Origin of the sequence: Algoriphagus formosus, assembly GCF_002807035.1 — a bacterium.
Lineage (GTDB): Bacteria > Bacteroidota > Bacteroidia > Cytophagales > Cyclobacteriaceae > Algoriphagus > Algoriphagus formosus.
The window spans coordinates 871233-897164 of the sequence record NZ_NIUC01000002.1 but is presented as its reverse complement, the minus strand read 5'-3'; the positions used below and the strand labels follow the sequence as shown (position 1 = coordinate 897164).

Sequence of the window (25932 nt, the reverse complement as noted above, 5' to 3'; positions counted from 1 at the left end):
CAGACAGGTCCTGAGACCGACACCAATACGATTCCGGTAGCGTCGCCTGCTCTGACGGTTGCGAAGAGCAACGACTATGCAGACAATGATGCTTCTGGCGATGTGTCTGTTGGCGACGTGATTACTTACACGTTTACGGTAGAGAACACGGGATCAGCGATCTTGACTAACGTGACGGTAGTGGATGATAAATTAGGAGCAGTGACCTTGTCTGCGACGACATTGGCTCCAGGTGAGACCGCGACAGGAACGTTGGATTACACGGTTCAGGAAAGCGATCTGGGCACAAGCATCGTGAACATCGCGACTGCTGACTCTGATCAGACAGGTCCTGAGACCGACACCAATACGATTCCGGTAGCGTCGCCTGCTCTGACGGTTGCGAAGAGCAACGACTATGCAGACAATGATGCTTCTGGCGATGTGTCTGTTGGCGANACAGGAACGTTGGATTACACGGTTCAGGAAAGCGATCTGGGCACAAGCATCGTGAACATCGCGACTGCTGACTCTGATCAGACAGGTCCTGAGACCGACACCAATACGATTCCGGTTACTAGCAAGCGGCCTAACCTCGCCATCACTAAAGAAGTCACTGGAAACGATGATGTATTGAATGGTCAGGTGACATATAATATCACCGTGACCAATACAGGTAATGTGACTTTGTTTGATGTCTATGTAGAAGACATGCAAGTTGGATTGATGGAAGTGATTGCGGAATTGGCACCGGGTGAGTCTGAAATATTCCCAGTAGCTGTGACTATCACGCAAGAATTGATTGATGGGGTTTGCTTTATCAATACAGCTTCTGCTGAGTTGCGAGAGTACTTTGGACAAGAAATACCTGACCAAGGACAGGAAATCCCTGGTATTATTGATCAAATAGATTATGAAGTCCTTCTTGTAGTAAGAGACCAGGCTGAGGCTTGCTTTACTCAGGACAAATCAATCAACATCGAGAAGACGAGTGATCTGGAGACTTCCGGAGAGCAGGACTGCTTCGAGGTGATTGCCGGTGAGACGGTGATTACTTACACCTTCACGGTGACCAACACAGGAAATGTATCCTTGAGTGGCATTGCAGTGAATGACGAGTTGGAAGGACTTTCAGCGATCAGCTTCGTAGGTGGAGACACTGACCAAGACGGTGAGTTGGATGTTGAGGAGACTTGGACATACGAGGCGACTTACACGGTAACTCAGGATGATGTGGACGCAGGATCTATCGAGAACACTGCAGAAGTAACCACAGACGATGAGACGGTGTCTGACGAGGACAGACTGATTATAGAATTGTGTCAGGAATCTGGTATCAACATCGAGAAGACGAGTGATCTGGAGACTTCCGGAGAGCAGGACTGCTTCGAGGTGATTGCCGGTGAGACGGTGATTACTTACACCTTCACGGTGACCAACACAGGAAACGTATCCTTGAGTGGCGTTGCAGTGAATGACGAGTTGGAAGGACTTTCAGCGATTAGCTTCGTAGGTGGAGACACTGACCAAGACGGTGAGTTGGATGTTGAGGAGACTTGGACATACGAGGCGACTTACACGGTAACTCAGGATGATGTGGATGCGGGATCTATCGAGAACACTGCAGAAGTAACCACTGACGATGAGACGGTGTCTGATGAGGACAGACTAATTATAGAATTGTGTCAAAATCCTGATATTTCAATTATTAAAACAGCTGATCCTACTTCGGTAGACGCAGCAGGTCAGGAAGTGACTTACACCTTGACAGTTACCAACACTGGTAACACTACCCTTGCGGGTGTGACAATCAGTGATCCGTTGACAGGCTTTAGCGAGAATGTCGGATCGATGGTACCGGGNGTTGAAGCGATTCAACTACCAAGTATCAATATGGATAAGACAGCTGATCCTACCTCGGTAGACGCAGCAGGACAGGAAGTGACTTACACCTTGACAGTTACCAACACTGGTAACATAACTCTTGCAGGTGTGACAATCAGTGATCCGTTGACAGGCTTTAGCGAGAATGTCGGATCGATGGTACCAGGTCAGGTAGTTGTAAGAGAAACCACCTATGTGGTAACTCAGGCAGATATCGATAACGGTTCAATTGTGAACGTAGCCAACGTGTTTGCATTCTCCGGACAAACTCAGGTATCTGATGAGGATGATGCAGTGGTTGAAGCGATTCAACTACCAAGTATCAACATGGATAAGACAGCTGATCCTACTTCGGTAGACGCAGCAGGACAGGAAGTGACTTACACCTTGACAGTTACCAACACTGGTAACACTACCCTTGCGGGTGTGACAATCAGTGATCCGTTGACAGGCTTTAGCGAGAATGTCGGATCGATGGTACCGGGTCAGGTAGTCGTAAGAGAAACCACCTATGTGGTAACTCAGGCAGACATCGATAACGGTTCCATAGTGAATGTGGCTGATGTGTTTGCATTCTCCGGACAGACTCCGGTATCCGATGAGGATGATGCAGTGGTTGAAGCGATTCAACTACCAAGTATCAATATGGATAAGACAGCTGATCCTACCTCGGTAGACGCAGCAGGACAGGAAGTGACTTACACCTTGACNGTGTTTGCATTCTCCGGACAGACTCCGGTATCCGATGAGGATGATGCAGTGGTTGAAGCGATTCAACTACCAAGTATCAATATGGATAAGACAGCTGATCCTACCTCGGTAGACGCAGCAGGACAGGAAGTGACTTACACCTTGACTGTGACTAACACCGGTAACACAACTCTTGCAGGTGTGACAATCAGTGATCCGTTGACAGGCTTTAGCGAGAATGTCGGATCGATGGTACCGGGTCAGGTAGTTGTAAGAGAAACCACCTATGTGGTAACTCAGGCAGATATCGATAACGGTTCAATTGTGAACGTAGCCAACGTGTTTGCATTCTCCGGACAGACTCCGGTATCCGATGAGGATGATGCAATTGTTGAAGCTATTCGAAACCCATCTATTCAGGTGATTAAATCTGATAATGGAGCTCAAGTGAGCGAAGCTGGTGATGTTATCACATATACCTTGACAGTAACCAACACAGGTAATGTGACCTTGACCAATGTAACTGTTGATGATCCATTGACTGGTTTAGATGTCAATGTAGGAACTCTGGCTCCTGGAGCATCCACTTCAGTAGATACTGACTACGTGGTGACTCAGGCGGATGTGGATGCAGGTTTTGTACTGAACACAGCCTTGACAGAAGGAGAGAGCCCTGATGGAGAAGACCCTGAGGATGATACGGAGATTGAAACTCCTGTAGAGCGCAATCCATCTATTCAGGTGATTAAATCTGATAATGGAGCTCAAGTGAGCGAAGCTGGAGATGTTATCACATACACTTTGACAGTGACCAACACAGGTAATGTGACCTTGACCAACGTTACGGTAGAAGATCCATTAACAGCCTTGGATGTCAATGTTGGAACTCTGGCACCAGGAGCTTCGACGTCTGTTGACACTGATTATGTGGTGACTCAGGCGGATGTGGATGCAGGATTTGTACTGAATACTGCCTTGACTACAGGAGATAGCCCTGAGGGTGAAGATGATCCTGAAGATGAAACTGAGATTGAAACACCAATCGATCGAAGCTCTTCAATCACCATCACCAAGGAGGCAGATGTAGAAGCTGTACAGGATGAAGGTGAGATAATTAACTACACAATTGTAGTGACCAATACAGGAAATACTACTCTCACCGACATAGCGGTGGCAGATCCACTGACTGGACTAGATGAAGTAATTGATGTACTTCTTCCTGGTGAGTCTACTAGCTTCGAAACGAGCTATACAGTGACTATTGCTGATCTCGCAAATAAAGGGTCAATCCTGAATGTGGCTACTGCGACCTTCACTGATCCTGTGACTGAGGATGAGGTGACTGAAGAAGCCGAAGAAACGGTAGATATAGGATGCATTGACTGGACACTTGTCACTGGTATTGTTTACAATGCCTTGACAGATCAGCCATTACCAAATGTTCCGATTACCTTGATTCCACAAGGTGACACTCCTGGTGAGACATTGATTGTCATCACGGATGCAGAGGGACGTTACGTCTTCAAAGATGTTCCAACTGGTAACTATTTGATACAAGTTCAGGATGCCAACTTGAATGCACAGGGTCTATTCAACTTCCAGAAGAGCTCGCTAGCCTTCAGAGAGGTAGAGGTCTGTGTACCAGTAGTCGAAGACTTCCCTTATGCACCGTTTGATGGTGTCGTGCTAGGAGACTTCGTATGGTATGATCTGAATCAGGATGGTATCCAGAACGAGTGGTTCGATGCCAATAATGATGGTCAGGTAACCTTAAACGATCCTGCTGCAGGTGCTATCTCCATTCGAGAATGGGAGTGGTTTGACTTGAACGGTGATGGTCGATACGACGGACCTGAGAATGAGGGCGAATTGAACAAAGCTGGTCTAGCAGGTACTACAGATGGCGGTAATATCCGCGTCACAGGGCCAAACGGATACGATGCAAATGTAGTTGTGGGTGTTCTGGGATACTGGAGAGAAAGACCAGGTGCTACAGCAGATGATATGTTTGATGATCAAGGAGGAGCGATTTATGGTGAATATACTGCTGTAATTACTGCTGATCCGGTTCTCTTAGCTAGTGCATCTGCAATGGCTGCAACAGGACTAGTCAAGAATCTTCCAAACGAAGGAGGAAGAATGACAGATATCAATTCAATTCGCTTCGAAGAACGATGTGGATTGACCACTGATGATACGGTCTCTAGAACAGTCTCCTCCGATTCTCGAGTACATCTAGATATGGACTTTGGTTGGGTATGTGTGCAGGCTGAGGTTGAGATCATCGCTAATGATGATGACTTCGGAGACTACTTCGTCAGCTATGGCGGTCTACTTGGAAATATCCTTGACAATGACCTCCTAGAAGGCGAGCGTCCAGACCCAGCTGATGTGGACTTCGAATTCACTGAATTGGATGGCGTTATAGGTCTATTGATCGACGATAACGGTGAATTGAGCTTGATACCGAATGTAAATGAGGCAAGAGCTTATACACTGAGATATGTACTCAGAGAGACAGCCTTCCCTGATAACAATGACGATGCCTTGGTATTCTTCAGATTACTGAACGATCAGGTTGATCTCTCAGTAGAGAAGACCAGCTTCGAAGTAGAAATCTACGAAGGCGATGAGTTTGAGTACGAGATCACGGTGAGAAATATCGGAGGCACTCCAGCCACCAATGTTGAAATCGTGGATGAGCTACCAGCAAGTGTCACTTACCTAAGCTCGAGCGTAGTATTTACCAATGACGAGCAGATTCAGGTAGGTACGCCAGCGGTGACGGGAAGTAGAATTACTTGGAATGTGCCATTCTTACCAGCAGACGGAGTAATTGTCTTCAGAGTGAGGGTACAGGCAGGTGATGCCGGAACGATCACAAACATCGCAACAGTGGGAGCTGAAGAAGAAGATGTCGATACTACCAACAACCAAGACGACGATGTGAATCAAGTATTACCATTCAGAATACCGAATGTTATTACGCCGAACAACGACGGAGACAATGATTCTTTCGAGATCAAGGGACTAGGTAAGTTTGTAAGCAATGAGATTACTATCTTTAACAGATACGGGGACCATGTCCTTGAGCAGGAGAATTACAGAAACGACTGGAATGCACCAGGACAAGTTTCAGGAACATACTTCTTCGTCTTGAGAACGGTAGACCGATCTGGAAGAGAGCATGAGTTTACAGGCTGGATCCAAGTAATTAAAGAAGATTAATCAAGAAGCGTTATGAAATCGAGCATGGCTGAAAATATTCTTAGAATTCCTCGAGTTATTCGAGGCAGCCATGCGAGATTATCCCTGTCTTCGGAAGGCAGGTCTGACCTCCAAAATTCAAATAACAATCAGATGAAAACTACTTTTAAAATCATCGGTATAACCTTCCTACTGGCCTTAATGGCTACGGGGGGGACTTTTGGGCAGCAGCTTCCCCAATTTAGTCAGTACATTTTCAATGGATTGCATGTCAATCCGGGATATGCTGGCTACAAGGGAGAGCCCTACATTCAATCCACCTTTAGGTCGCAGTGGATCCGCTTCCCTGGATCACCTGAAACCTTTACGGTCACCGCTGACCTAAGCGCCAATGAAGGCACCATGGGGTTTGGTTTCTCCATTTTGTCAGATAACATTGGGCCAGCGCGGACCAACGGAGGTTTGCTGACCTACGCTTATCGTATCCAAACGGGACGGGATAGCTACCTAGGGCTGGGAGTAAGTGCCGGGGTGACTGAATACGCTATTGATGGTAGTATGCTGGATCCTAATGATTTTCCTGATTCAGAAATTCCTGATGGGAGAATTAATCTATTCACTCCCAACTTGAATTCTGGACTATTCTTCCACACCTCAAAATTCTATGCTGGTTTCAGTGTATACAATATGATTGGTAAAAGAGCCCTTGAAAGAGAGGATGTAGCTCTTGCCTACCATGACTTTCACTATTATTTGACAGCAGGTGCCCTGTTTGACTTAGGAAGCACGGTGAAGTTCAAGCCAAGTTTCTTAATCAAGGAGGTGAAAGGAGCTCCAACCAATTATGACATCAATGCGATGTTCTTGTTTGGAGAGCGAATTTGGCTAGGAGGTTCTTATAGATCCAATATGAAGATTTGGAATGACAACCTTCCAGAAAATCTTTCCAATAGAAATGCCTTTGCAGCGATTGTGGAAATTTTCGCTACAGATAGAATAAGACTCGGTTATGCTTATGATCATAACCTCAACGTACTGCAGGATTTCAGAAGTAATTCTCATGAACTTTCTGTAGGATTCTACATGATTCCAAGAAGAGCAGTAATGAAAAATCAAAGATGGTTCTGATTATGAAAAAGACATTGACCATATTAAGTATCTCAGCTAGTTTATTTTTAGGACTCAGTCAATCTGTTACAGCTCAAAAGAGCAAGGTGAGATTCGCTGATGCACAGATGGAGCTGATGAACTACCAGCGCGCGATCGATATTTATGAGCAGGCTTACGCGAAGAAGCCAAACTATGAGACAGCCAAAAGTACCGCTAGGGCCTATGATGTTGTAAGAAACTATGACAAATCCTTGGAATGGTGGAAAAACACCATCTCATACGAGGATGAGGCCACTCGGGAGGATTTTATAAGCTTGTTGTCAGCAGCACAAAAGGCAGGAAAACTAGAAGCAGGAAAGAGCGATTTGAGAGGAAGAAATGTTTCTCCTGATTCTTTGATGAGTTATTTAGAGACATTCATTTCTCCAGAGACCCAGAGAAAGGTAAATATCCAGCCGGCAGAAGGTCTAAATTCTGAAGGTTCTGATTTTGTTGTTGCTCAGGATGCTGCAGGGAATAAGTATTTTGTCTCTGACCGGGGCGGAGAAATGCCTACTAAGAAAATGCCCGGTATCAGAATTGACTACAAGAATGAGTTTTTCAGTGAAGAAAAAAGTGATTACACGGGGCGTCAATATTTCTCACTTTACAAGCAAGACACAGAAGGGAATGTGTCTAAAATAGTTTCCAATGTGCCCGGTACGAAGAACTTTGCAGATCCATCTTATGCAAAAGAGGCCGGGGTGCTGTTTTATTCCGTGACTCGGGATATAAAGAAGGCAAAAGGTGACAGACAAATCGCCGTACAATCAGAGATTTATTACAGCAAGGTAAATGAGGACGGTCAATTGGAAGGATTCATGGCCTTTCCATTCAATGATTCTCTGAATTATTCTGTCATGCATCCATTTGTAGATGAGCAGGCAAAAAGACTCTATTTCGCTTCTGATATGCCGGATGGAATAGGTGGTTATGATATTTACTATTCTGAATACGATGCAGAAATGAATTTTACTGCACCAGTAAATCTTGGAGCACCACTCAATACTAAAGGAAACGAAACTCACCCTTTTAGAAAAGACGATAAGTTTTATTTCTCATCGACAGGTCATCCACGAGTAGGGGGGATGGATGTCTATGTGGCTGATTTCAGCAATGGAACTGCCTCTAATGTGAAAAATATGGGCATGCCAATTAATTCTGTCGCAGATGATTTTGGCTACCGAGAACTTGAAAATGGTGAAATCTACCTTTCTTCCAACCGTAAAGGAGGGGAAGGGCTTGATGATCTATATGTAATGGAGGATGCTTTCAAGCAATTCCTGGCTAGAGTAATCGACTGTGATGGCTTAGTGGTAACGGATAGCTATATGGCTACCATGCGTGATAACACACAGAATGGAAATGTCATTACCCAAATGAATCAAGGAGCTTTGACTGCAGAACTTGAGCCGGAAAGCGACTTCTCATTGACGATCAGTAAGCCGGGATATTTCTCGGTTACGGATAATACCATTTCCACCAAGGGATTTGAAGGTGATACTGTGAAGCGAGAGTACAAGTTGTCTCCGATCCCATATCAGTTGCCGGTATTTGTGGACATCGTTTATTATGATTTGGATAAGTATGCGATCCGCGAGGATGCCAAGCCTGCCTTGGATAAGATTGCGGAGATCATGAAAAAATATAGCTTCCTAGATCTATTGGTGGCTTCTCACACAGACTCTAGAGCATCAGATGAGTACAATATCACGCTTTCCAACAATCGTGCGAAAGCGGTGACAGAATATATGGCTCAATACAACATCTCTCCTGATCGGATTCGATTGGAGTGGTTTGGTGAGCAAAACCTTGTCAATGACTGTGGCAATGGAGTTCCGTGTTCTGAAGCAGATCATCAGTTGAATAGACGTTCCGAGTTGGTATTGGAAGCCTTCCCGGATGCTACCAAGCAATATGATGTGCCTACAGAGCTTACCGGATTGGACTTCTGTAATCCAGAGGACATCTTCACCATGCTTCAGGACGAGATCAATGAGATCCCGACTATCTACTTTGACTTTGATAAGTCCATGCTTCGTTCGGTACACAAGAAGGAGCTCGAGCGAACAGCCATCATGCTACAGCGGATGCCAAACTTGATGCTTTACATCGAAGGACATACTGACCAGAGAGGTTCTGATGATTACAATGTGGGATTGTCAGAGCGTCGCGCCAAAGTAGTGATGGACTATCTGATGAAGCGAGGCATTGAAGAGAATCGTATGGAGCATCAGTGGTATGGTGAAACCCAGCCGATCCACAACTGTAACGAAGTGACTTGTACTCCTGCTATGCATCAGCTCAACAGACGTACAGAACTTCGGGTAGGAAAATCCGGATTCTCCTACACAGGAAGAAGAAAGAAAGTAGATACCATGTAATTTTAGATTGATGTGAATAAGGGCGAGTCTTTTTGAGACTCGCCTTTTTTTATGCCTTCAGCGATCTTAGAATTTAGATAGGAGCTTACTCGATGGATCTTTCCTCGATAAGGGTTAACCCGAAATATGCATTAGATTTCTTATTACGAGCTCAAACCGCTTCAAAATCAATCGCTTTGCTGCATTTAGCTCAATCACCGTAGCGGTGCTATGCCTCATTCGCTAAATGCTTGATTTTATTGCGGTTTGAGCTCTTCCCGTATCCCGATCAATCGGGACGGGACAGGCTACTACAGATTCTAATGCATAATCCGGGTTAAAGAAAATTCGGTCTATCTAATTTCTTGCCGATTCGAAAAGCTGCATTCATCAATCCCACGTGAGAATAAGCCTGTGGGAAATTGCCCCATTGGCTGCCTGTAGCTTGATCTACATCCTCAGAGAATAGACTCAAGTGATTACAATATTTCACGAGGGTCTCAAAGCCCTCGATGGCCTCGTCCAATCTATTGACACAGGCCAAAGCTTCGATATACCAAAAAGCGCAAATCAAAAATGTCGTCTCCGGCACCCCAAAATCGTCCATGTGCTTGTAGCGATAAAATAGGAAGTCTTTAGCCAATAAGTCTTCTTCAAGCGCTTTCAGATGTTCATTTGCCCGCTCGATATCATCCCCAAAATAGCCCATGGTGATCAATTGAAGGGTAGATGCATCCATATGCTTAGAGCCAATGGCCTGTGCATAAGCTTTGCGCTCGGGGAGGTAGCAGGCTTCTATTTTTTTGATGGCTTCATCACGCAGGTAGATAGCCTTTTGATACATGGTCTCATTTTTCAAGCGAATGCCGATTTTAGCCGCAGCATTGGCGCCAGCCCAGTGAAAGAGGAAGGTGTAGCAATGCTCCTGCGCCAGATTTCGAAACTCCCACAATCCCGCGTCTTTTTCATGCATGGTCGCTTCGATTTTATCCAGCAGGTTCATGATCAATGGCTCTGAATGGATTCGCTCAGACTCCGTAAATCGCTGATCGGAGTAAAGGGGCAAGAGCGACACCAATACCTGACCATACAAGTCATTTTGGATGTGGGTGTAGGCCTGATTGCCAAATCGAACTGGTTTATTCCCCAAGTACCCATCCAGTTCGGAAATTTCCTCCGTCAGGAGCCAATCTCCTGTGATCGAATAGAGAGGCTGATGGCGCCCGTCGGGTCCGGTTGGTAGATTGAAGATAAAGTCAAAATATTTTTCTAGCTCCTCGAAGTGCCCCAAGCTATTGAAGCAGGTGAGGGTATAGTAGGTATCACGAATCCAGCAGTAGCGGTAATCCCAGTTTCGGGTGCTACCCGGAGACTCCGGCAGGGAAGTAGTCGAGGCTGCGATGATAGCACCGGTATCTTCAAACTGGTGGATTTTCAGAATCAAAGCAGATCGCAAGACCAATCGCTGAGAGAAATTAGGGATACTGGTGGACTTCACCCAGGATCTCCAGTAGTCGGTCGTCGACTGAAGAAATCGCTCTGAAGTAGTCTCAATGGGAGCTTCCAGCGGCCTACCGTAGGTAAGAACCAAGTAGACAGGACGCTGAAGTACAAAAGGTTTGCTTTCACAGATATAAGTCAGTGGGGCATTGGTGGTGAGCCGTAACTCCTGATCGATTCCCATGTAGCGGATATGATTGCTTCCCTGACTGGGAGTGAGCTGTACCCGACCCTGATCTGTGACAGGCTGACAGCAAATCTGAATCTTCGGCGAACCAGCAATCGGTTCGATCTTTCGAATCAGCATCAAGGGCTTGTAGTAGCGATCGTAGTTTTTGAAGCGCGGAGCAAAATCAGTGACTTTATAAGACTCGTCTCCATTTCGGATGATGGTCTCCAGTACGTTGGTATTTTCTACATAAATCTGCGCGGAGCTGTATTCTCCTGAGGCTGGAAGGATGGTGAATTTCCCGCCTTTTTCCCGGTCGAGCATTCCTCCGAAAATAAAATCTGAGTCAAAACGCGGCATGCAAAGCCAGGAGATATTGGTGTCCTTTTCGATATGGGCGATATAGGCACAGTTGCCGATCAAGCCGGATTCGTAGAGGTGTTTGTCCATTGGGATTTTTACTTTGGTTTGAGAAAAAAGTGTGGCTATTGGGTCAAAGGCAAATAAGCAAAAAAGGGGAAAGGAAGCAAAATTCCTCTTCCTAATCTAAATTTTCTAGCGATAATTTTTAAACTTTTTTAGTTTCAAGATACTGTCTAAAAAAGACCTGACGATAAGACAAAAAGTATCTTTGTATCTCTAGAATGTTTTTAATTCAAATTCAAGTAAGAATACTGGAGTATCGGGGTACGCTTTAAGAGCTTTCTCTAGTTCTGACCCTGGAAAATTTAAGTCTTCCTTGTTTATTTGATCTGATGCAATTAATGCTAGGAATCTTGGCCCATTTGTTCCTATTATTTTTGGAAAAGGTTGTTGATCAAAGCTGAGGTCGTTTATCATATTTTCTATTCGGAATGTGTTTCCTTTTACTGAATTAGATAATACAAGCCTGGCTGAATCTTGAATAAAAAATAAAAGAATAAACTGCTCGGGTGCGAATCCCATTAAGTTGAAAAGTGAGGGTTGATTTATTAAAGTTTCTCGAAATTGATTAAAACCCTCCTGGTTCTTTTTAAAATTGATGTTTTGAGGTTTTTTGACTTTTTTACCTTCATAACTAATAGTAGAATATAATTCTGGTTTTCCATTGTCAACTCTAATTATCTCTGGGTTAAACGATGAATGAAATAATACAAGTGTTTCATTTCCTTTCATCATTTTATGAAAGGGATTTGTTGGAACTAGTAAGAATTCGATTGAATTTGGTAGATGTGAGGAGATTAGATTTCCAAATTGGTCCAGAAATACTAAGGCGCTATCCTGCCCTCCACCGGTAAGTCCTACGAATCCAGATTTTGTTTTGGCAAACCTTCTCAACGGGAGTTCTAATTTGATTTTTTCGAGTTGTTTAAAACTTCCTGCGGAATAATCAAAAGGCACAATATTTCTTTTAACTCCATCAAGCACATATAAAATAGTTGAATCCAACCAAAAGTCATTGATTGCATGAATTTCATTTGGACCATCACCTTTCTTTAGGGGTATATTTATTGCCTTCCCTGATGTGTTTTCAAAAGCGTATACATTTTGAGAAAATGTAAAGTCGCCTATAACCATTAATTGTTTTGAAAAATCTACTCTATCTGCTTCAAGCGGGAGCAAATTTGGATCCCCTCTTAATGGCGATATTTGAATATTATCCACAAGTGAACTTAAGCCAGTTTTTCCTAGGCTCTCAGGGGGAATAATTATATCCATTTCACCTTTTTCGGGGTTATCGCACGAACAAAAAGAGATGAAAAGAATTAAATAAAGAAAAAGTAATTTTTTCGACATTAAGTTCTATTTAAGGGTAAAGACCCCGCTAGTAAGAAACCAACGGGGAGGGATTAGGGACAATTTGTCGATTGACCACAAATACAGCTTAAACCATCTCCATTTTGGTGACAAATTTGTCTAGTTTCAGAACTGTACCAATTACATTTCAGAAGTTCAATTTTACATTCAAAGCCACCTCCCTGTCCAGGATCTTCCATTCCTTGTGCAAAGAGAATAGAACCCGAAAACGCCATAGCCCCTAAAAAGCCTAATCCAAACAATACCTTTTTCGTATTCTTGGTGCCGTTCGTGAGACACGAACGGCGGCCTTTTGGCAAAACTTTGTGCCAAAAGGCGCTTCGATTATCGAAGCTGAAACTAACTTATTGAGTTCAGTTTCTAATCGCAAATCTGAGAACGGAAAAATGACCAATTTTTCCATCAGTGGCGTTTTTTTTTGCAGACGGTAAATAATCTGCTAGAAGTAGAGTTTTTTGTCTCGGATATAGTCCACCACTGCATCAGGCAAGATATAGCGCACCGATCGCTCCTGCAGAATCGCCTCCCATATAAAGGTAGCCAAGGAACCTGAATAGAGAAGGTCGGCAAAAAAATATCTACTCCTCGCTTCCTTCAGGCTTCATTCCAAAATGCTCTTCCAATTGACCAACTCGATCATTGGGCATGCCAAAATTGTAAAGATCCACTATGCGATTACCCTCAATCAAAAAATGGAGTACAGTTTTATATGTCACATCGATTTTGTCTAGCTGATTGGTTTCAAAAAATTCATCTTCGGGATCTAAATACACTGGATAGGGAAAATCCTGCCTTTCGAAAAAAGAGCGTAGCTGCTGAGGACTGTTTTTCCCATCTTTCCCTTCTCCTCCCAAATAAACACTTACGGAAAGATCTGGATAGGATGATGCAAAGTCCTTCCAGTTCACAATATTATCAGTAAATAAATAGGTGGAACCCTTAGCCATATTTACATAAAAAACAGCTTTCTCATTGCAGTCTGGACAAGGTGGATTACCCTGATGGATGATTTCCAGATTTTCAGGAAAAATCATTTGCTCCGGCTTGTTATGACAAGCAAAGACTAAACAGATTAAAAAAAAGTAGGCAAATAACTTATTCATCAAATTGAATTTTTGTCTTTAGGATAACCGGATAATCAAAGTCTTTCTCAGGAATTTCAGATTGGATTGAGTCCAACTGATCCTTAGGAAGGCCAGTTAGTATCACTGATCTATAGGTCAAAAACATCACTTCCCCATTCTCAATTCCAATAGGATAATGGTATAGTATATCATCATTCAGGCTGGTGGATAATTTACGTACTTGATCGCTGGATTTATCGATGAAAACCAATTCTTTGAATACGCCTTCAGGCTTCTGGAGATGAATGCTAATCAGCATCAATTCCGCATCCTCAAATACCCCGTGTAAATTGGCAAATCCAGTTTCGCTCATCTTTCCGAAGCTCTCCATAATGTCCTCTTGCCAGAAATAATCGGGAATCGAATAAGTGCCGAAATCCATTTGAATCACCCTTTCTAAGGTGTCATTGTGAAAGTTGTAAACATAGGGTTGAAAAGACTCAATGATATGAAGGTCATTTCCGTTTTTGAAGAAATTGCGCTCTGTCATTGGCAAAAGTTTGTTTTTGTAAGTGTTGTCCAAAAAAGAGGAGATCACTTTTCCCTCTGAATTAGCTTTTACCAAGCGAAACTGGGTGAAAGGTAGATTATAACTCCCATAGAGCAGATATTCACCGGATGGCAACTTGGTAAAAGAACTTGCTAAATAATCAGTTTTAAATACTGGGATGATTTCTCCTGAAGCTGAAACTTCGTAGACTCTTGCTTGATCGCCTATGGCTGATAACACCTCAATTTTCCCTTCTGAATTGATTAAAAAATCATCTAAATCACTTAAATAATTTGGACCATCTCCCACCTGGGCTACCGAACCTAAATAAGCTCCTTTTCGATCAAAATGGTGGATCACATTTTTGGAGTTTTCATCCATTAAATAAAAAGACGAAGCATCAAATCGAACCCGGATATCTGTACCCATCAGGTTTTCGGAGGTAGTTTCTAGCGGAATGATTTTTCCTATCTCTAATTTTTCTTTGCCAATAGATTCGAGCTCCTCCAATTCGAAAATAGGAAGATCAGCCTGTGTCGAATAATTGCATGAGAGACAAAATGCCGATAATAAAAAAATGCAGATGCTTTTGATTTTCATAGCCTAGTCAAAATCATAGGTTGATGTTTAAATTTATCGGAAACAGATATCATATTAATGAACTAATGTTTGCTAAAAAATTCTTGATCAAAAACGGCTCCGACTTCGAAGCTGAAAATAATCTAATGGTCTAGGGTTTTAAATCAAACCTAAGCCTTTAAACAGATTGGGTTTTTACAGGAAAGGTCTTTTTTTAAATATTCGGTTAATATTTAGCAAAACTAGGTCTGGGAATCTTCAATATATCCTAGTATCAAAAGCAACTTCACCTTTCTTTCCAATTTCATGGAATTCGGGTTTAATATTCAAATATTACAATTCCGGGATTTTCATCATTAGAAATGCCATAAATAATTCTATCTGTTTCGGATACTGTCAAATAGCGGACAGCAATGTCCGTTTCGAAAAGGGATTTTGGGTTTCCATTCAAATCAAATTCAAAAATCATATTGGTTGTCTCTCCCAATTCACGCTCTTCATGATTTGTTTTTCCGATATAGGCTAAAAAAACAGATTCCTCTCCTATAAAAATATCCGAATACCCTTTAATTGTTTCTTCTGTAATAAAGGCATTAACCTCTCCATCCTGCGTCTCAAGCTCATAATTTAACTGACTTTTGTTTGGACCGTAAAACTCTAGAATATTTTTATCCTCCAAATTGATCAATTCGAAATACTCAAATTTGATAGCAGCATGGCCAAGGATCTTTGATTTGGAATGGTAATCTATGGGCCCTTGATATAATCCCGCTAATACATATCCCATTTGCTCATCCACTTCCTCCTCGAATGACCAAGGGCGGATCAACTCTGTTCTATTTCCAAGTGTGTCAAATACACCAAATTCATCAGAACTTCGGATCAAATATGAAATTATCTCATTTCTTGATTTCCAGTGCATAGAATGACCAAAAAACCAAGCTTCATTTTGTTTGATTGTCCTACTGGCTAATTTGGAATCTGATAGAAGATTAAACTCATAAAATCTTTTGCCTGATAGGTCATAAGCCCAAAATGAATCATCGTCCAGACCACCATCAAGCTCCCATATTCCCACAGTGATTTCTCCGGGACCATTTCCTATCAATCCTTTTCCAGTTTGATACTTCATTGAGCTTGGATCGATTACATGTAGGAGAAATCTACTTCCAGAATTGGATACGATCAAATTTGTCCTTTTTAATAAAATCCTTCTAGGATTAAGAATTGAATCATATACAAATTTTTCACCGGTTAATTGTTTTTTAACCTCAAAATCATCAAGGCTGAATTCAATTCGTTGCAACCCTTCCCGAGTGGTTTCAGTACAACCAAATATGATATAAAAGATTGCGAAATAAAGTAAATAATTTAGTCTCTTCATAGTTTAGAAAATGTAACTGCTAACTGATTTAGCAGGCAGCAGTTATATTTAGGTTAGGGACAAAATCTTCCAGATTTTTTAATGGAATCCGCACGAGCGTTGCCATGAATATCTGTACAGAATACATCGGTCTCCTTACAACAGACCAATTTTTCACCAAGACTACCTCCTCCGTCTCCAGGACCTGCCATTGTTTGAGCGAACAGGAAAGAACCCGAAAACGCCATAGCCCCCAAAAAGGCTAATCCAAACTATACCTTTTTCATGTTTTTATTGGTTTTGTTAGTTTAAAAACTTTTGGCCAAAAGTGGCTTCGATTATCAAAGCTTAAACTAATATATTGAGATAAAATTTAAATGTAAAACAGCCAAGTTAAAAAGTAAGTTTTATTCCATCAGTGGCGTTTTTTTTGCAGACGGTTAATAATCAGCTAGAAGTAGAGCTTTTTGTCTCGGATATAGTCCACCACTGCATCAGGCAAGAGATAGCGCACCGATCGCTCCTGCTGAATCGCCTCCCGGATAAAGGTCGCTGAGATATATGGAACCGCATCAAAACTCAAATTCTACAGAAAATAAGATAGGATTCCCCTCTTTATCCAAAGGTTCCACAATTTGTTGAAGACTTGTCAAATACGCATCATTATTGATCAGGTCTTCTTGACTTTTAAGAGAAGCTAAGACTCGATCGGGTTTTGCTCCAAATACAAATCTATTTTCATACACTCCAACCAAGTAACTATTCGGATCTTGAGTTATATCATTTAATAATTCGGAATTTTTAAATAAAATGGACTTTCCAGTAAGGTTTGAATAGATATAAATCCATTTTTCATTATCATAAAAAAAAGCAAGATATTGGTAGTTGTCTGATTCATAATAATAATGAGTTATGGCGTAGTTAGTCCTAACCTCGGTGTAATATCTTTCTGAATTTTCGTTCTCCAAAATTATTTTTGGATCCAGTTTCAGCCCCCCGTAATCAATGATCAAATAAGGTTCAGGCTTTTCAATACCTTTGATCTCAAATAAGGTGTCATTTAGATGCCTACGAAAAATTAGATCTCCACTCCTATTTTTAAACAATGGATTAATAATCAATGGATTCATTACTCGAGTCCCATAAGGAAAAAACGTCTTCTTAACATTAAGATCTTTACTTGCTAAATTTAGATGATCTACTCCAAATTCCGAACCCAATAAAGCGAATCCCTTTTCGAAAGATGAAAAGCCTGAGGGAGCCAAATCTTCCAAACGACTTGTCCCGATATACTCGCCTGAAATATTGTAAGATAGTAATTTACGAAAATCAAGTACAGTAATTGTATCATTTTTAATTTCAAAATCCATGATTTGTAGGTATTGACCAGGAGCTTCTCCCCGGCTGCCAATAGAACCCACATACTCACCATCTCGAGTGAATTGAAAAAGCTTACCCGCAAAAATATAGTCTAATACAAATATGTAATTGTCAGTAAAAGCAAGTTTATCTATAGAATTAATGTAAAAAACCTCTCCAGATTCCTCTTGGTTTGGCAGAGGAATTACTTCAATCTCCGAACTGACTAAATCAGAAAGTTTCAGACCCTTTTTCTCTAATGAGAGATCAATTATTAGTGAACTAGGCTTTGATGTATTTTCACTTACCTGACATGAGCTTATCAAAAAATAAAATACAATAAGACTTAAATTTACTTTATACATGCCAATTGATAAAAACAAATATTTTTAATTAAATAAAGCTAGCCCAAAAGGGCTAGCATAAATTATTCAAATTTTCTTAAAATTGACAATCCCTTGTCATTTGTCCCCATTCATCACAAGCATTTCCATCTCCGCTAATCCAGCAAACTTCATAGGTCTCTTGAGTCGATGGACATACCCTTTGTTTTCATTTGTAGTCACTTCCTCCAGGTTCTTCCATTCCTTGTGCGAAGAGAATAGAACCCGAAAACGCCATAGCTCCAATAAAGGCTATTCCAAACAATACCTTTTTCATATTTTCATTGGTTTTGTTAGTTTAAAAACCTTTGGCCAAAAGTGGCTTCGATTATCGAAGCTGAAACTAACATATTGAGTTTAGTTTTCAATTGCAAACTTAAACTTCAGAAAACATTCATTTTTCCCATCAGCGGCGTTTTTTTTGCAGACGGTTAATAATCAGCTAGAAGTAGAGTTTTTTGTCTCGGATATAGTCCACCACTGCATCAGGCAAGAGATAGCGCACCGATCGCTCCTGCTGAATCGCCTCCCGGATAAAGGTAGCCGAGATATCCAATAGCGGGGCATCTACTTCCCTTACCGAGGAGTGGGAAAAATCCACTTTTTCTCCCGGGCGAGGATAGACATAGACCTGATAGTGCTCGAGAATCTGCTCGTAGTTTTTCCACTTCTTGAATTGCTTCAAATTGTCTGAACCCAAAAAAATGCTGAACTCATGCTGTGGATACTGATCGCTGAGATAGGTCAAGGTATCAATGGTATAGCTGGGGCGGGGCATGTGAAACTCCACATCGCTGGCCCGAAAATGGAAGTTGTCCTCAATCGCCAACTCCACCATTCTGAGCCGGTCGAATTCATGGATCAGGGATTTTCTCTTCTTCAGGGGATTCTGAGGACTGACCACAAACCAGACCTCATCCAAATCTGTCCGATCATAAATCGTCTCTGCGATGATCAGATGACCCAGGTGAATAGGATTAAAACTGCCGAAAAAAAGCCCGATTTTCAAAGCTTAGGAGGCTAGAAATTCCCGAACTAGATGCTCTGCCTCCGCGGAGGACTTGGCAAAGTCATCATTGACTATCGTCACATCAAACTGTGGCTCGAATTTCATCTCAAACTCTGCCTTAAAAAGTCGTCTTGAAAGTGATTCTTCGGATTCGGTACCCCGATCGTTGAGTCGGGCTTTGAGTACATCCAGCGAAGGCACTTTGACAAAGATAGCCAAAGCCTGATCTCCAAAATATTTTTTGAGAGCCAGTCCGCCTTTGACATCTACATCGAAAATGGCGGCTTTTCCCGAATCCCAAATGCGTTGAATTTCTTCTTTGAGTGTGCCGTAGAAGTTGCCGGCATAGACTTCCTCCCATTCGATGAAGGCGTCTTCGTCAATTTTTTGCTTGAATTCTTCCTGGGACAAAAAATAATAATCCTTGCCATGTACCTCATGCCTGCCTCGACGGTCTCGGGTGCAGGCGGAAATAGAAAAGCCCAAGTTGGGCACATGCTGAATCAGGTGTTTAACTAGGGAAGTCTTCCCCGATCCTGAGGGTGCTGAAAAAATGATAGCTTTTCCTGCAGTCATTTTATTTGCTTTCGTGGATCATCTGACGGATGGAGTCAGCGAGTTGGGTAGGCACCGGCTGTTTGGTGCATTTAGTTTTGAGCACTTCCCGAATGGCCTGCTCCAAGTGAAAATGCTCAAAGCAAGGCTGACACTTGTCTAGTTTTTCTTTGAGGACTTCTTTACCCTCTTCACCCATTTCTCCGTCAAGGATACTTTCCAGCAGCTGAAAGCATTTGCTCACATCACCACAGCTCACTTTCCGCTCCTCGGAAGTTTCTTTTCCGTTATTTTCCATTTGGTATTCGTTTTAATCCTCCTCGTCTGTCTTGTAGCCCATGGACTGTGCATAGCCCCGAAGCTTGTCCTTCAATAGATTTCTGGCCCGATGAAGCCTAGACCGTACAGTTCCGATCGGAATATCCAGGATCTTGGCCATTTCCTCGTAAGTAAAGCCTTCCAGATCCGCTAAAATGATCACCGTACGGAAGTCTACCGCCAAGGCATTGAGCGCATTAGAAATCTCATCTCCGAGCATATCCTTGACCGAATCAGCCCGCAAATCAGTGGTTCCCTGAAAGTCAACATCATCTGAGTTATAATAAGTTTCAACTTCCTGATAATCTACCTTTGCTGGTTGCTTGGACTTCTTACGGTATTCGTTGATGAAACTGTTTTTCAGGATGCGAAACAGCCATGCTTTGGCGTTGGTTCCCTGTTCGAAGGAATTGATGAAGCGATACGCTTTCAGATAAGTATCCTGCACCAAATCTTTGGCATCGTCCTCATCAAAGGTGAGTCGGAAGGCAAAATTGTACATGGAGTCGATGTGTGGCATAAACTCCCCGTCAAAGATGCTGTTTTTCTCTTCCTGCGTATATTTTCTGCGCTGACTATCCGACATATGTTTCAAAAGTAATCATTGGGTGAAATTATAACTAGGATTCGGGAACTTTTCCCCGCTTTTCCTTTATTTTGTATCCTCAGTTCGATCCTGTTCGACGATTCCAAGCATGTTTTTCTTTCGTCTTCTCTCCCGACTTCCGCTTTCTATCTTATACCTACTCACGGACTTTCTATACCTGATTGCCCGCTTTGTGATTCGATATCGGAAAAAGGTCATTGATGAAAATCTCTTTCATGCTTTTCCTGAGCTTTCTGATACAGAGCGAAAAAAGATCCGAAATCGTTTTTACAGGAATTTTACTGACACATTTGCCGAAACGATCAAATTACTGACAATTTCGGAAGTAGAATTCCGCCGCAGATTTGTCATTGTCAATCAGCCGGATCTTGATCAGCCAGTCAAAAACGGAGTCAGCTCCCTGATGATGGCCGGGCATATCTTCAATTGGGAGTGGGGAGTGGTGGGTACCAATCTCTACACCGAGGTGCCCGTGGAGACTGTTTACCTCAAAGTGAATAATCCCTTCTTCAACGAACTGATGAAAAAAATCAGGACACGATTTGGCGGATTTGTGACAGAGAAAAAGGAGTTTCGACGTGGTATGCTTACCTTGGGCAGAGATCCTCGGATCGTGCTTTTGGGATCTGATCAACGTCCACCATCTTCCGAAAATCGGTACCAGCGTGAGTTTCTAAATCGACCGGCAGTCTTTTTCGAAGGGGCTGAATTCCTATCGAAAAAGATGAACTTGCACGTCCATTATGGGAAGATGACTAAGGTCAAACGTGGGCATTATCGCTACGAATATGTTCCTATGGCTAGTCCGCCTTATGATGGAGAACAGCCCCATTCGATCACGGATCGATTCTGCGAGATGCTGGAAGAAAATATTCGAGAACAGCCGGATATGTACCTTTGGAGTCATAAGCGATGGAAGATATGAGTTAAAAGTTGGAAAGTGTTAAGGTTGGAAAGTTTGTAAATTTCATCCGATTCTAGTCTTCAACTCCTGTTTCTTGGTTCTGATTTCTTGTTCTTGGCTACTTGGTACTTCGTACTTGATTCTTGGTACATTGTACTTTACACTAGATGCCTATTTACTATTTACTACTATAATCTAGCTACTAGCTACTTTAAATAATGGATTACCTAGAAGAACTCAATCCCCCTCAGCGCGAAGCGGTAGAACATACGGACGGCCCGGTGATGATCATTGCTGGTGCAGGTTCGGGAAAGACCCGCGTGCTGACATACCGGATTGCACATCTGATTTATGCCAAAGGAATAGATCCATTTCAGATTTTGTCACTCACCTTTACCAATAAAGCGGCGAGTGAGATGAAGCATCGAATCGAGAAGCTAGTCGGACTGGAGGCCAGAAATACCTGGATGGGTACTTTTCATTCGGTTTTTGCAAAAATCCTTCGGGTAGAGTCCGAAAAAATCGGCTATCCCTCCAACTTTACCATTTACGATACAGACGATTCCAAATCTTTGATACGTACCATCGTCAAGGAAATGCGATTGGACGATAAGGTTTACAAACCTAGCGTGGTCCTTTCCCGAATTTCCGGTGCCAAAAACCGATTGATTTCCTGGCAAGCCTATCAAGCTGACCCTTTTGTCAAAGCAGATGACGAGGCTGCGATGAAACCCAAAATGGGCGATATCTATCAGCGCTACCAAGACCGGCTTTTTAAGGCTGGGGCTATGGATTTTGACGATTTGCTTTTCAATACCAATGTGCTTTTCCGAGATCACATCGATGTACTGAATAAATATCAACAGCGGTTCAAATATGTGATGGTGGATGAGTTTCAGGATACCAACCTCTCCCAATACCTCATCACCAAAAAGTTAGCGGCTGTTCACCAAAATATCTGTGTGGTAGGGGATGACGCTCAAAGTATCTATGCCTTCCGTGGGGCGGATATTCAGAACATTCTCAACTTCGAAAAGGACTATCCGGATCTCTTCGTAGTCAAGCTGGAGCAAAACTACCGATCCACCAAGACCATCGTAGAAGCGGCCAATTCCATTATCGATAAAAATAAGGCCCAGCTCAAAAAGACCGTTTGGACTTCCAATCCGGATGGGGATCTGATCGAACTCATCAAGGCCGCCTCTGACAACGAGGAAGGGAGGGTAGTGGCAACGACCATTTTTGAAGAAAAGAATAACAAAAAGCTGGACAACAGTGATTTTGCGATTCTCTACCGGACTAACTCCCAATCCCGGGCAATAGAAGAGGCGCTTCGCAAAATGAACCTTACCTATAAAATCGTAGGTGGGCTGTCTTTCTATCAGCGAAAGGAAATCAAGGACTTGATGGCTTACATGCGCTTCACGGTGAACCCCGTTGATGAGGAGGCTTTCAAACGGATTATCAATTATCCTAAGCGAGGGATTGGCAATACCTCTTTGGAAAAAATCCTAGTATCGGCCTACGATCATGATGTGCCTCTTTGGGAGGTGGTACAAAATGCTCATAGTTTCTTAGGAGGTCGTGCAGGAGCTTCAGTGGATGATTTTGCCACCATGATCAAAGCCTTTCAGATAGAAGTACAGCGAAAGGATGCTTTCGAAGCCGCCAATACCATTGCCAAACAGAGCGGCTTGCTTCGGGAGCTATATGAGGATAAAACCATCGAGGGGCTCAACCGCTATGAAAACGTACAGGAATTGCTCAATGCAATCAAGGAGTACGTCGACAATGAAGAAAATGAAGACAAAAGCTTGGGAGCATTCCTTCAGGAGATTGCCTTGCTTACCGATAATGATCGGGATAAAGACACCACTGACGCGATTACGCTGATGACCATTCACTCTGCCAAGGGGCTGGAGTTCAAGCAGGTATTTGTAGTCGGGATGGAGGAGGATTTGTTTCCTTCCCAGATGATGATGCAAAGTCGGGAAGATCTGGAGGAGGAGCGACGACTGTTTTATGTGGCCACCACTCGGGCCATGCAAAAGTTGTATCTCACGTATGCACTTTCCCGATATCGATTTGGTCGACTGTTGAATTGCGAGCCGAGTCGTTTTTTGGAGGAGATAGATCCTGACTGCATCAAGGTCAATAAGCGACAGGCTACTCGTGAGATGCCGGGTGCATTTCGTCGGGAAGGTTTGCCAGGAAGTTCTGGATTCATAGGAATAAAGAAGAAACCTGAGACTCGGATGCCTTCCAATATGAAGGTTCATACCCCCAGTCCAGATTTCAAGCCGAGCAATACAAACAACCTTCAGGAGAGTCAGCTAGTAGAGCATCCCAAGTTCGGTTTTGGGAAGGTTTTGAAGATTGAAGTGGACGGGCTCAACCGTAAGGCAACCATTCAGTTTGAGCATTTTGGGGAGAAGACATTATTACTTAGCTTTGCCAAGCTTCGAATTATAGACTAATTGTCAAACTTCCGGCCATTTGGTGATTTTTTGTTACCTTAATTTAGGCTTTAGAAGGGATGTTTGAATAGAAGAAAAGACTAAACACAATCTCATTTTGAAAGAATACGGAAAAAACATTCAAGGCCTAGTAGACTATGTCTGCGGGATTGAAGACCGGGAAAAGCGTACTGCAAGTGCCTATACCATCATAGATATTATCAAGCAGCTGAATCCAACCCTCAAGCAAGAAAATGATCAAAAGCTTTGGGATGACATTTATATTATGTCTGACTTCAAGTTGGATGTGGATGGGCCTTTCCCCATGCCGGAAAAAGAATTACTCGGCAAAAAACCCCTTCCAATAGGCTATCCTAGAGGGGAAGTACGATTTAAGCATTATGGCAGAAATATCGAAAAGCTGATCGAAAAAGCGATTGAAATCGAAGATGATGAGGAGCAGGAAGCTGCGATTATTTACATCGGCCAGCTGATGCGAAGTTTTCACTCCACTTGGAACAGAGATAATTTCGACGATGGCATCATCATTGATGATATCAAAACGCTCTCTCGGGGAAAGCTCCACATCGACTTGGAAAAGGTGAAAGAAAATGCGCTTTTCGAATCCAATACGCGACGTGATTTCAAAGTGCCTACCCATGAGGAGCGAGGTGGAAAATCAAACAAGCGCGGCAATAATCGCCGTCGAAACGGAGGACATAACAAAAAACGTCGAAATTAAATGGCATCTTTTCGGGTAAGGGGTGGAAATCAGCTTAAGGGCGAAATCATTCCACAAGGAGCAAAAAATGAAGCGCTTCAAATTCTTTGCGCAGTACTTTTGACAGGAGAAAAAGTCACCATTCACAAAATCCCCAATATCCGTGACGTAAATAAACTCATTGAGCTTTTGAACGATATGGGGGTGAAAGTCACCAAACTCGGTCCCGAATCCTACTCTTTTCAGGCAGATGAGGTCAACCTCGAGTACCTAGAAACAGAAGATTTTTTGAAAAAAGCCTCTGCACTTCGAGGCTCAGTGATGATTTTAGGTCCGCTATTGACCCGTTTTGGTACAGGAAAGCTTTCTAAGCCAGGAGGAGATAAAATCGGACGTCGACGAATGGATACTCACTTCACCGGCTTTCAAAAGCTAGGAGCTGAATTCAGGTATGATGCTGAGAAAGAAATTTTCCATATCGATGGAAAAAAACTAAAAGGCACTTACATGCTGTTGGATGAGGCCTCCGTAACTGGTACAGCAAATATCGTGATGGCAGCGGTGATGGCCGAAGGAAAAACGACTATCTATAATGCTGCATGCGAACCTTATCTGCAGCAGCTTTGCGATATGCTGAATCGCATGGGTGCAAAAATAACAGGCGTAGGGTCCAATCTCCTTCATATCGAAGGAGTGGATAAGCTGGGTGGTACCACTCATACCATGCTTCCGGACATGATTGAGATCGGCTCTTTTATTGGAATGGCAGCAATGACTCAATCTGAGATCACCATCAAAAACTGTCAAATTCCCAAGCTCGGAATCATTCCCGATACTTTCCGGCGGATGGGTATCAAAATGGAATTCAGAGGTGATGATATTTTTATCCCAGCTCAAGATCATTATGAAATAGAGACTTTCATTGATGGATCTATCTTGACCGTTGCTGACCAGATTTGGCCGGGTTTTACTCCTGACCTGCTTTCCATCGTACTTGTGACTGCTACTCAGGCAAAGGGTACGGTACTGGTGCATCAGAAAATGTTTGAATCTCGCTTATTTTTCGTGGATAAATTGATCGATATGGGAGCTCAGATTATTCTTTGCGATCCACATCGTGCCACGGTCATAGGATTGGACAGGAAGTACCCTTTGAGAGGTATACGTATGACCTCACCTGATATTCGTGCAGGTGTTGCTTTGTTAATCGCCGCAATGTCGGCAAATGGCACCTCAATTATTGATAATATTGAACAAATTGATAGAGGATATCAGTATATTGATGAGCGATTAAACGCACTAGGAGCAGATATAGAGCGATTGTAA

18 protein-coding genes are annotated in these 25932 nt (G+C 42.7%); 7 read left to right on the top strand and 11 right to left on the bottom strand.

The features are described from left to right. The first annotated feature begins 30 nt into the window (after positions 1-30). The 3 genes from CDH51_RS10030 to CDH51_RS10020 all read left to right on the top strand — a co-directional run bounded on the left by CDH51_RS10030 (position 31) and on the right by CDH51_RS10020 (position 9293). Complete coding sequence (locus CDH51_RS10030) at positions 31-5781, top strand: DUF7507 domain-containing protein (RefSeq protein ID WP_449353828.1); 5751 nt, start codon at positions 31-33, stop codon at positions 5779-5781. Positions 5782-5913: 132 nt separating this feature from the next. After that, positions 5914-6888 (top strand): PorP/SprF family type IX secretion system membrane protein, encoded by a 975-nt coding sequence (locus tag CDH51_RS10025; protein WP_026947845.1) that lies wholly within the window; start codon positions 5914-5916, stop codon positions 6886-6888. A 2-nt stretch (positions 6889-6890) separates the two neighbouring features. Further along, positions 6891-9293 (top strand): OmpA family protein, encoded by a 2403-nt coding sequence (locus tag CDH51_RS10020; protein WP_232724791.1) that lies wholly within the window; start codon positions 6891-6893, stop codon positions 9291-9293. A gap of 316 nt (positions 9294-9609) precedes the next feature. Here the strand turns inward: CDH51_RS10020 and CDH51_RS10015 are convergent, their stop codons facing one another. The 11 genes from CDH51_RS10015 to CDH51_RS09965 all read right to left on the bottom strand — a co-directional run bounded on the left by CDH51_RS10015 (position 9610) and on the right by CDH51_RS09965 (position 20504). After that, entirely contained in the window at positions 9610-11391 is a 1782-nt protein-coding gene (locus tag CDH51_RS10015; RefSeq protein WP_100628459.1) for a glycoside hydrolase family 15 protein, read from the bottom strand. Between the two features lie 189 nt (positions 11392-11580). Then, complete coding sequence (locus tag CDH51_RS10010; protein ID WP_232724790.1) at positions 11581-12639, bottom strand: 6-bladed beta-propeller; 1059 nt, start codon at positions 12637-12639, stop codon at positions 11581-11583. 677 nt (positions 12640-13316) lie between these two features. Further along, positions 13317-13841, bottom strand: coding sequence for a thioredoxin domain-containing protein (locus CDH51_RS10005; RefSeq protein WP_100628457.1), 525 nt, complete (start codon positions 13839-13841; stop codon positions 13317-13319). Then, complete coding sequence (locus CDH51_RS10000; protein ID WP_100628456.1) at positions 13834-14952, bottom strand: 6-bladed beta-propeller; 1119 nt, start codon at positions 14950-14952, stop codon at positions 13834-13836. The genes CDH51_RS10005 and CDH51_RS10000 overlap by 8 nt, the downstream gene beginning before the upstream one ends. Before the next feature lie 298 nt (positions 14953-15250). Continuing rightward, positions 15251-16315, bottom strand: a complete 1065-nt coding sequence (locus CDH51_RS09995) for a BF3164 family lipoprotein (RefSeq protein WP_100628455.1) — start codon at positions 16313-16315, stop codon at positions 15251-15253. 430 nt (positions 16316-16745) lie between these two features. Further along, positions 16746-16877: a hypothetical protein gene (locus CDH51_RS09990; RefSeq protein WP_317045935.1), complete on the bottom strand. Its 132-nt coding sequence runs from the start codon at positions 16875-16877 to the stop codon at positions 16746-16748. Next, on the bottom strand, positions 16867-18018 hold the full coding sequence (locus tag CDH51_RS09985; RefSeq protein ID WP_100628454.1) for a 6-bladed beta-propeller: 1152 nt from the start codon (positions 18016-18018) through the stop codon (positions 16867-16869). The genes CDH51_RS09990 and CDH51_RS09985 overlap by 11 nt, the downstream gene beginning before the upstream one ends. Before the next feature lie 460 nt (positions 18019-18478). Beyond that, on the bottom strand, positions 18479-19045 hold the full coding sequence (gene nadD, locus CDH51_RS09980) for a nicotinate (nicotinamide) nucleotide adenylyltransferase (RefSeq protein ID WP_100628453.1): 567 nt from the start codon (positions 19043-19045) through the stop codon (positions 18479-18481). A gap of 3 nt (positions 19046-19048) precedes the next feature. Next, positions 19049-19621, bottom strand: a complete 573-nt coding sequence (gene gmk / locus CDH51_RS09975) for a guanylate kinase (protein WP_100628452.1) — start codon at positions 19619-19621, stop codon at positions 19049-19051. Position 19622: 1 nt separating this feature from the next. After that, positions 19623-19898, bottom strand: a complete 276-nt coding sequence (locus CDH51_RS09970; RefSeq protein ID WP_024284483.1) for a mycothiol system anti-sigma-R factor — start codon at positions 19896-19898, stop codon at positions 19623-19625. 12 nt (positions 19899-19910) lie between these two features. Then, entirely contained in the window at positions 19911-20504 is a 594-nt protein-coding gene (locus CDH51_RS09965) for a sigma-70 family RNA polymerase sigma factor (RefSeq protein ID WP_024284484.1), read from the bottom strand. A gap of 109 nt (positions 20505-20613) precedes the next feature. Between CDH51_RS09965 and CDH51_RS09960 the strand changes: the two genes are divergently transcribed. The 4 genes from CDH51_RS09960 to murA all read left to right on the top strand — a co-directional run bounded on the left by CDH51_RS09960 (position 20614) and on the right by murA (position 25932). After that, positions 20614-21450, top strand: coding sequence for a lysophospholipid acyltransferase family protein (locus CDH51_RS09960; protein ID WP_100628451.1), 837 nt, complete (start codon positions 20614-20616; stop codon positions 21448-21450). Between the two features lie 197 nt (positions 21451-21647). Beyond that, positions 21648-23906 (top strand): ATP-dependent helicase, encoded by a 2259-nt coding sequence (locus CDH51_RS09955; protein WP_100628450.1) that lies wholly within the window; start codon positions 21648-21650, stop codon positions 23904-23906. A 97-nt stretch (positions 23907-24003) separates the two neighbouring features. Further along, positions 24004-24627 (top strand): DUF4290 domain-containing protein, encoded by a 624-nt coding sequence (locus CDH51_RS09950; RefSeq protein WP_232724789.1) that lies wholly within the window; start codon positions 24004-24006, stop codon positions 24625-24627. Beyond that, positions 24628-25932 carry a UDP-N-acetylglucosamine 1-carboxyvinyltransferase gene (murA, locus tag CDH51_RS09945; RefSeq protein WP_100628449.1) on the top strand — a complete coding sequence of 435 codons (1305 nt, stop codon included), beginning with the start codon at positions 24628-24630 and terminating at the stop codon, positions 25930-25932. It begins immediately after the preceding gene.

What these genes read in the sequence shown, in the direction of transcription:
- CDH51_RS10025 (WP_026947845.1), top strand. Translation starts at nt 5,914, where the DNA reads ATGAAAACTACTTTTAAAATCATCGGTATAACCTTCCTACTGGCCTTA.
- CDH51_RS10015 (WP_100628459.1), bottom strand. Translation starts at nt 11,391, where the DNA reads ATGGACAAACACCTCTACGAATCCGGCTTGATCGGCAACTGTGCCTAT.
- gmk (WP_100628452.1), bottom strand. Translation starts at nt 19,621, where the DNA reads ATGACTGCAGGAAAAGCTATCATTTTTTCAGCACCCTCAGGATCGGGG.
- murA (WP_100628449.1), top strand. Translation starts at nt 24,628, where the DNA reads ATGGCATCTTTTCGGGTAAGGGGTGGAAATCAGCTTAAGGGCGAAATC.
- CDH51_RS09995 (WP_100628455.1), bottom strand. Translation starts at nt 16,315, where the DNA reads ATGAAGAGACTAAATTATTTACTTTATTTCGCAATCTTTTATATCATA.
- CDH51_RS09960 (WP_100628451.1), top strand. Translation starts at nt 20,614, where the DNA reads ATGTTTTTCTTTCGTCTTCTCTCCCGACTTCCGCTTTCTATCTTATAC.
- CDH51_RS10005 (WP_100628457.1), bottom strand. Translation starts at nt 13,841, where the DNA reads ATGAATAAGTTATTTGCCTACTTTTTTTTAATCTGTTTAGTCTTTGCT.
- CDH51_RS10000 (WP_100628456.1), bottom strand. Translation starts at nt 14,952, where the DNA reads ATGAAAATCAAAAGCATCTGCATTTTTTTATTATCGGCATTTTGTCTC.
- CDH51_RS09970 (WP_024284483.1), bottom strand. Translation starts at nt 19,898, where the DNA reads ATGGAAAATAACGGAAAAGAAACTTCCGAGGAGCGGAAAGTGAGCTGT.
- CDH51_RS10010 (WP_232724790.1), bottom strand. Translation starts at nt 12,639, where the DNA reads ATGGATATAATTATTCCCCCTGAGAGCCTAGGAAAAACTGGCTTAAGT.
- CDH51_RS09955 (WP_100628450.1), top strand. Translation starts at nt 21,648, where the DNA reads ATGGATTACCTAGAAGAACTCAATCCCCCTCAGCGCGAAGCGGTAGAA.
- CDH51_RS09965 (WP_024284484.1), bottom strand. Translation starts at nt 20,504, where the DNA reads ATGTCGGATAGTCAGCGCAGAAAATATACGCAGGAAGAGAAAAACAGC.
- CDH51_RS09985 (WP_100628454.1), bottom strand. Translation starts at nt 18,018, where the DNA reads ATGTATAAAGTAAATTTAAGTCTTATTGTATTTTATTTTTTGATAAGC.
- CDH51_RS10020 (WP_232724791.1), top strand. Translation starts at nt 6,891, where the DNA reads ATGAAAAAGACATTGACCATATTAAGTATCTCAGCTAGTTTATTTTTA.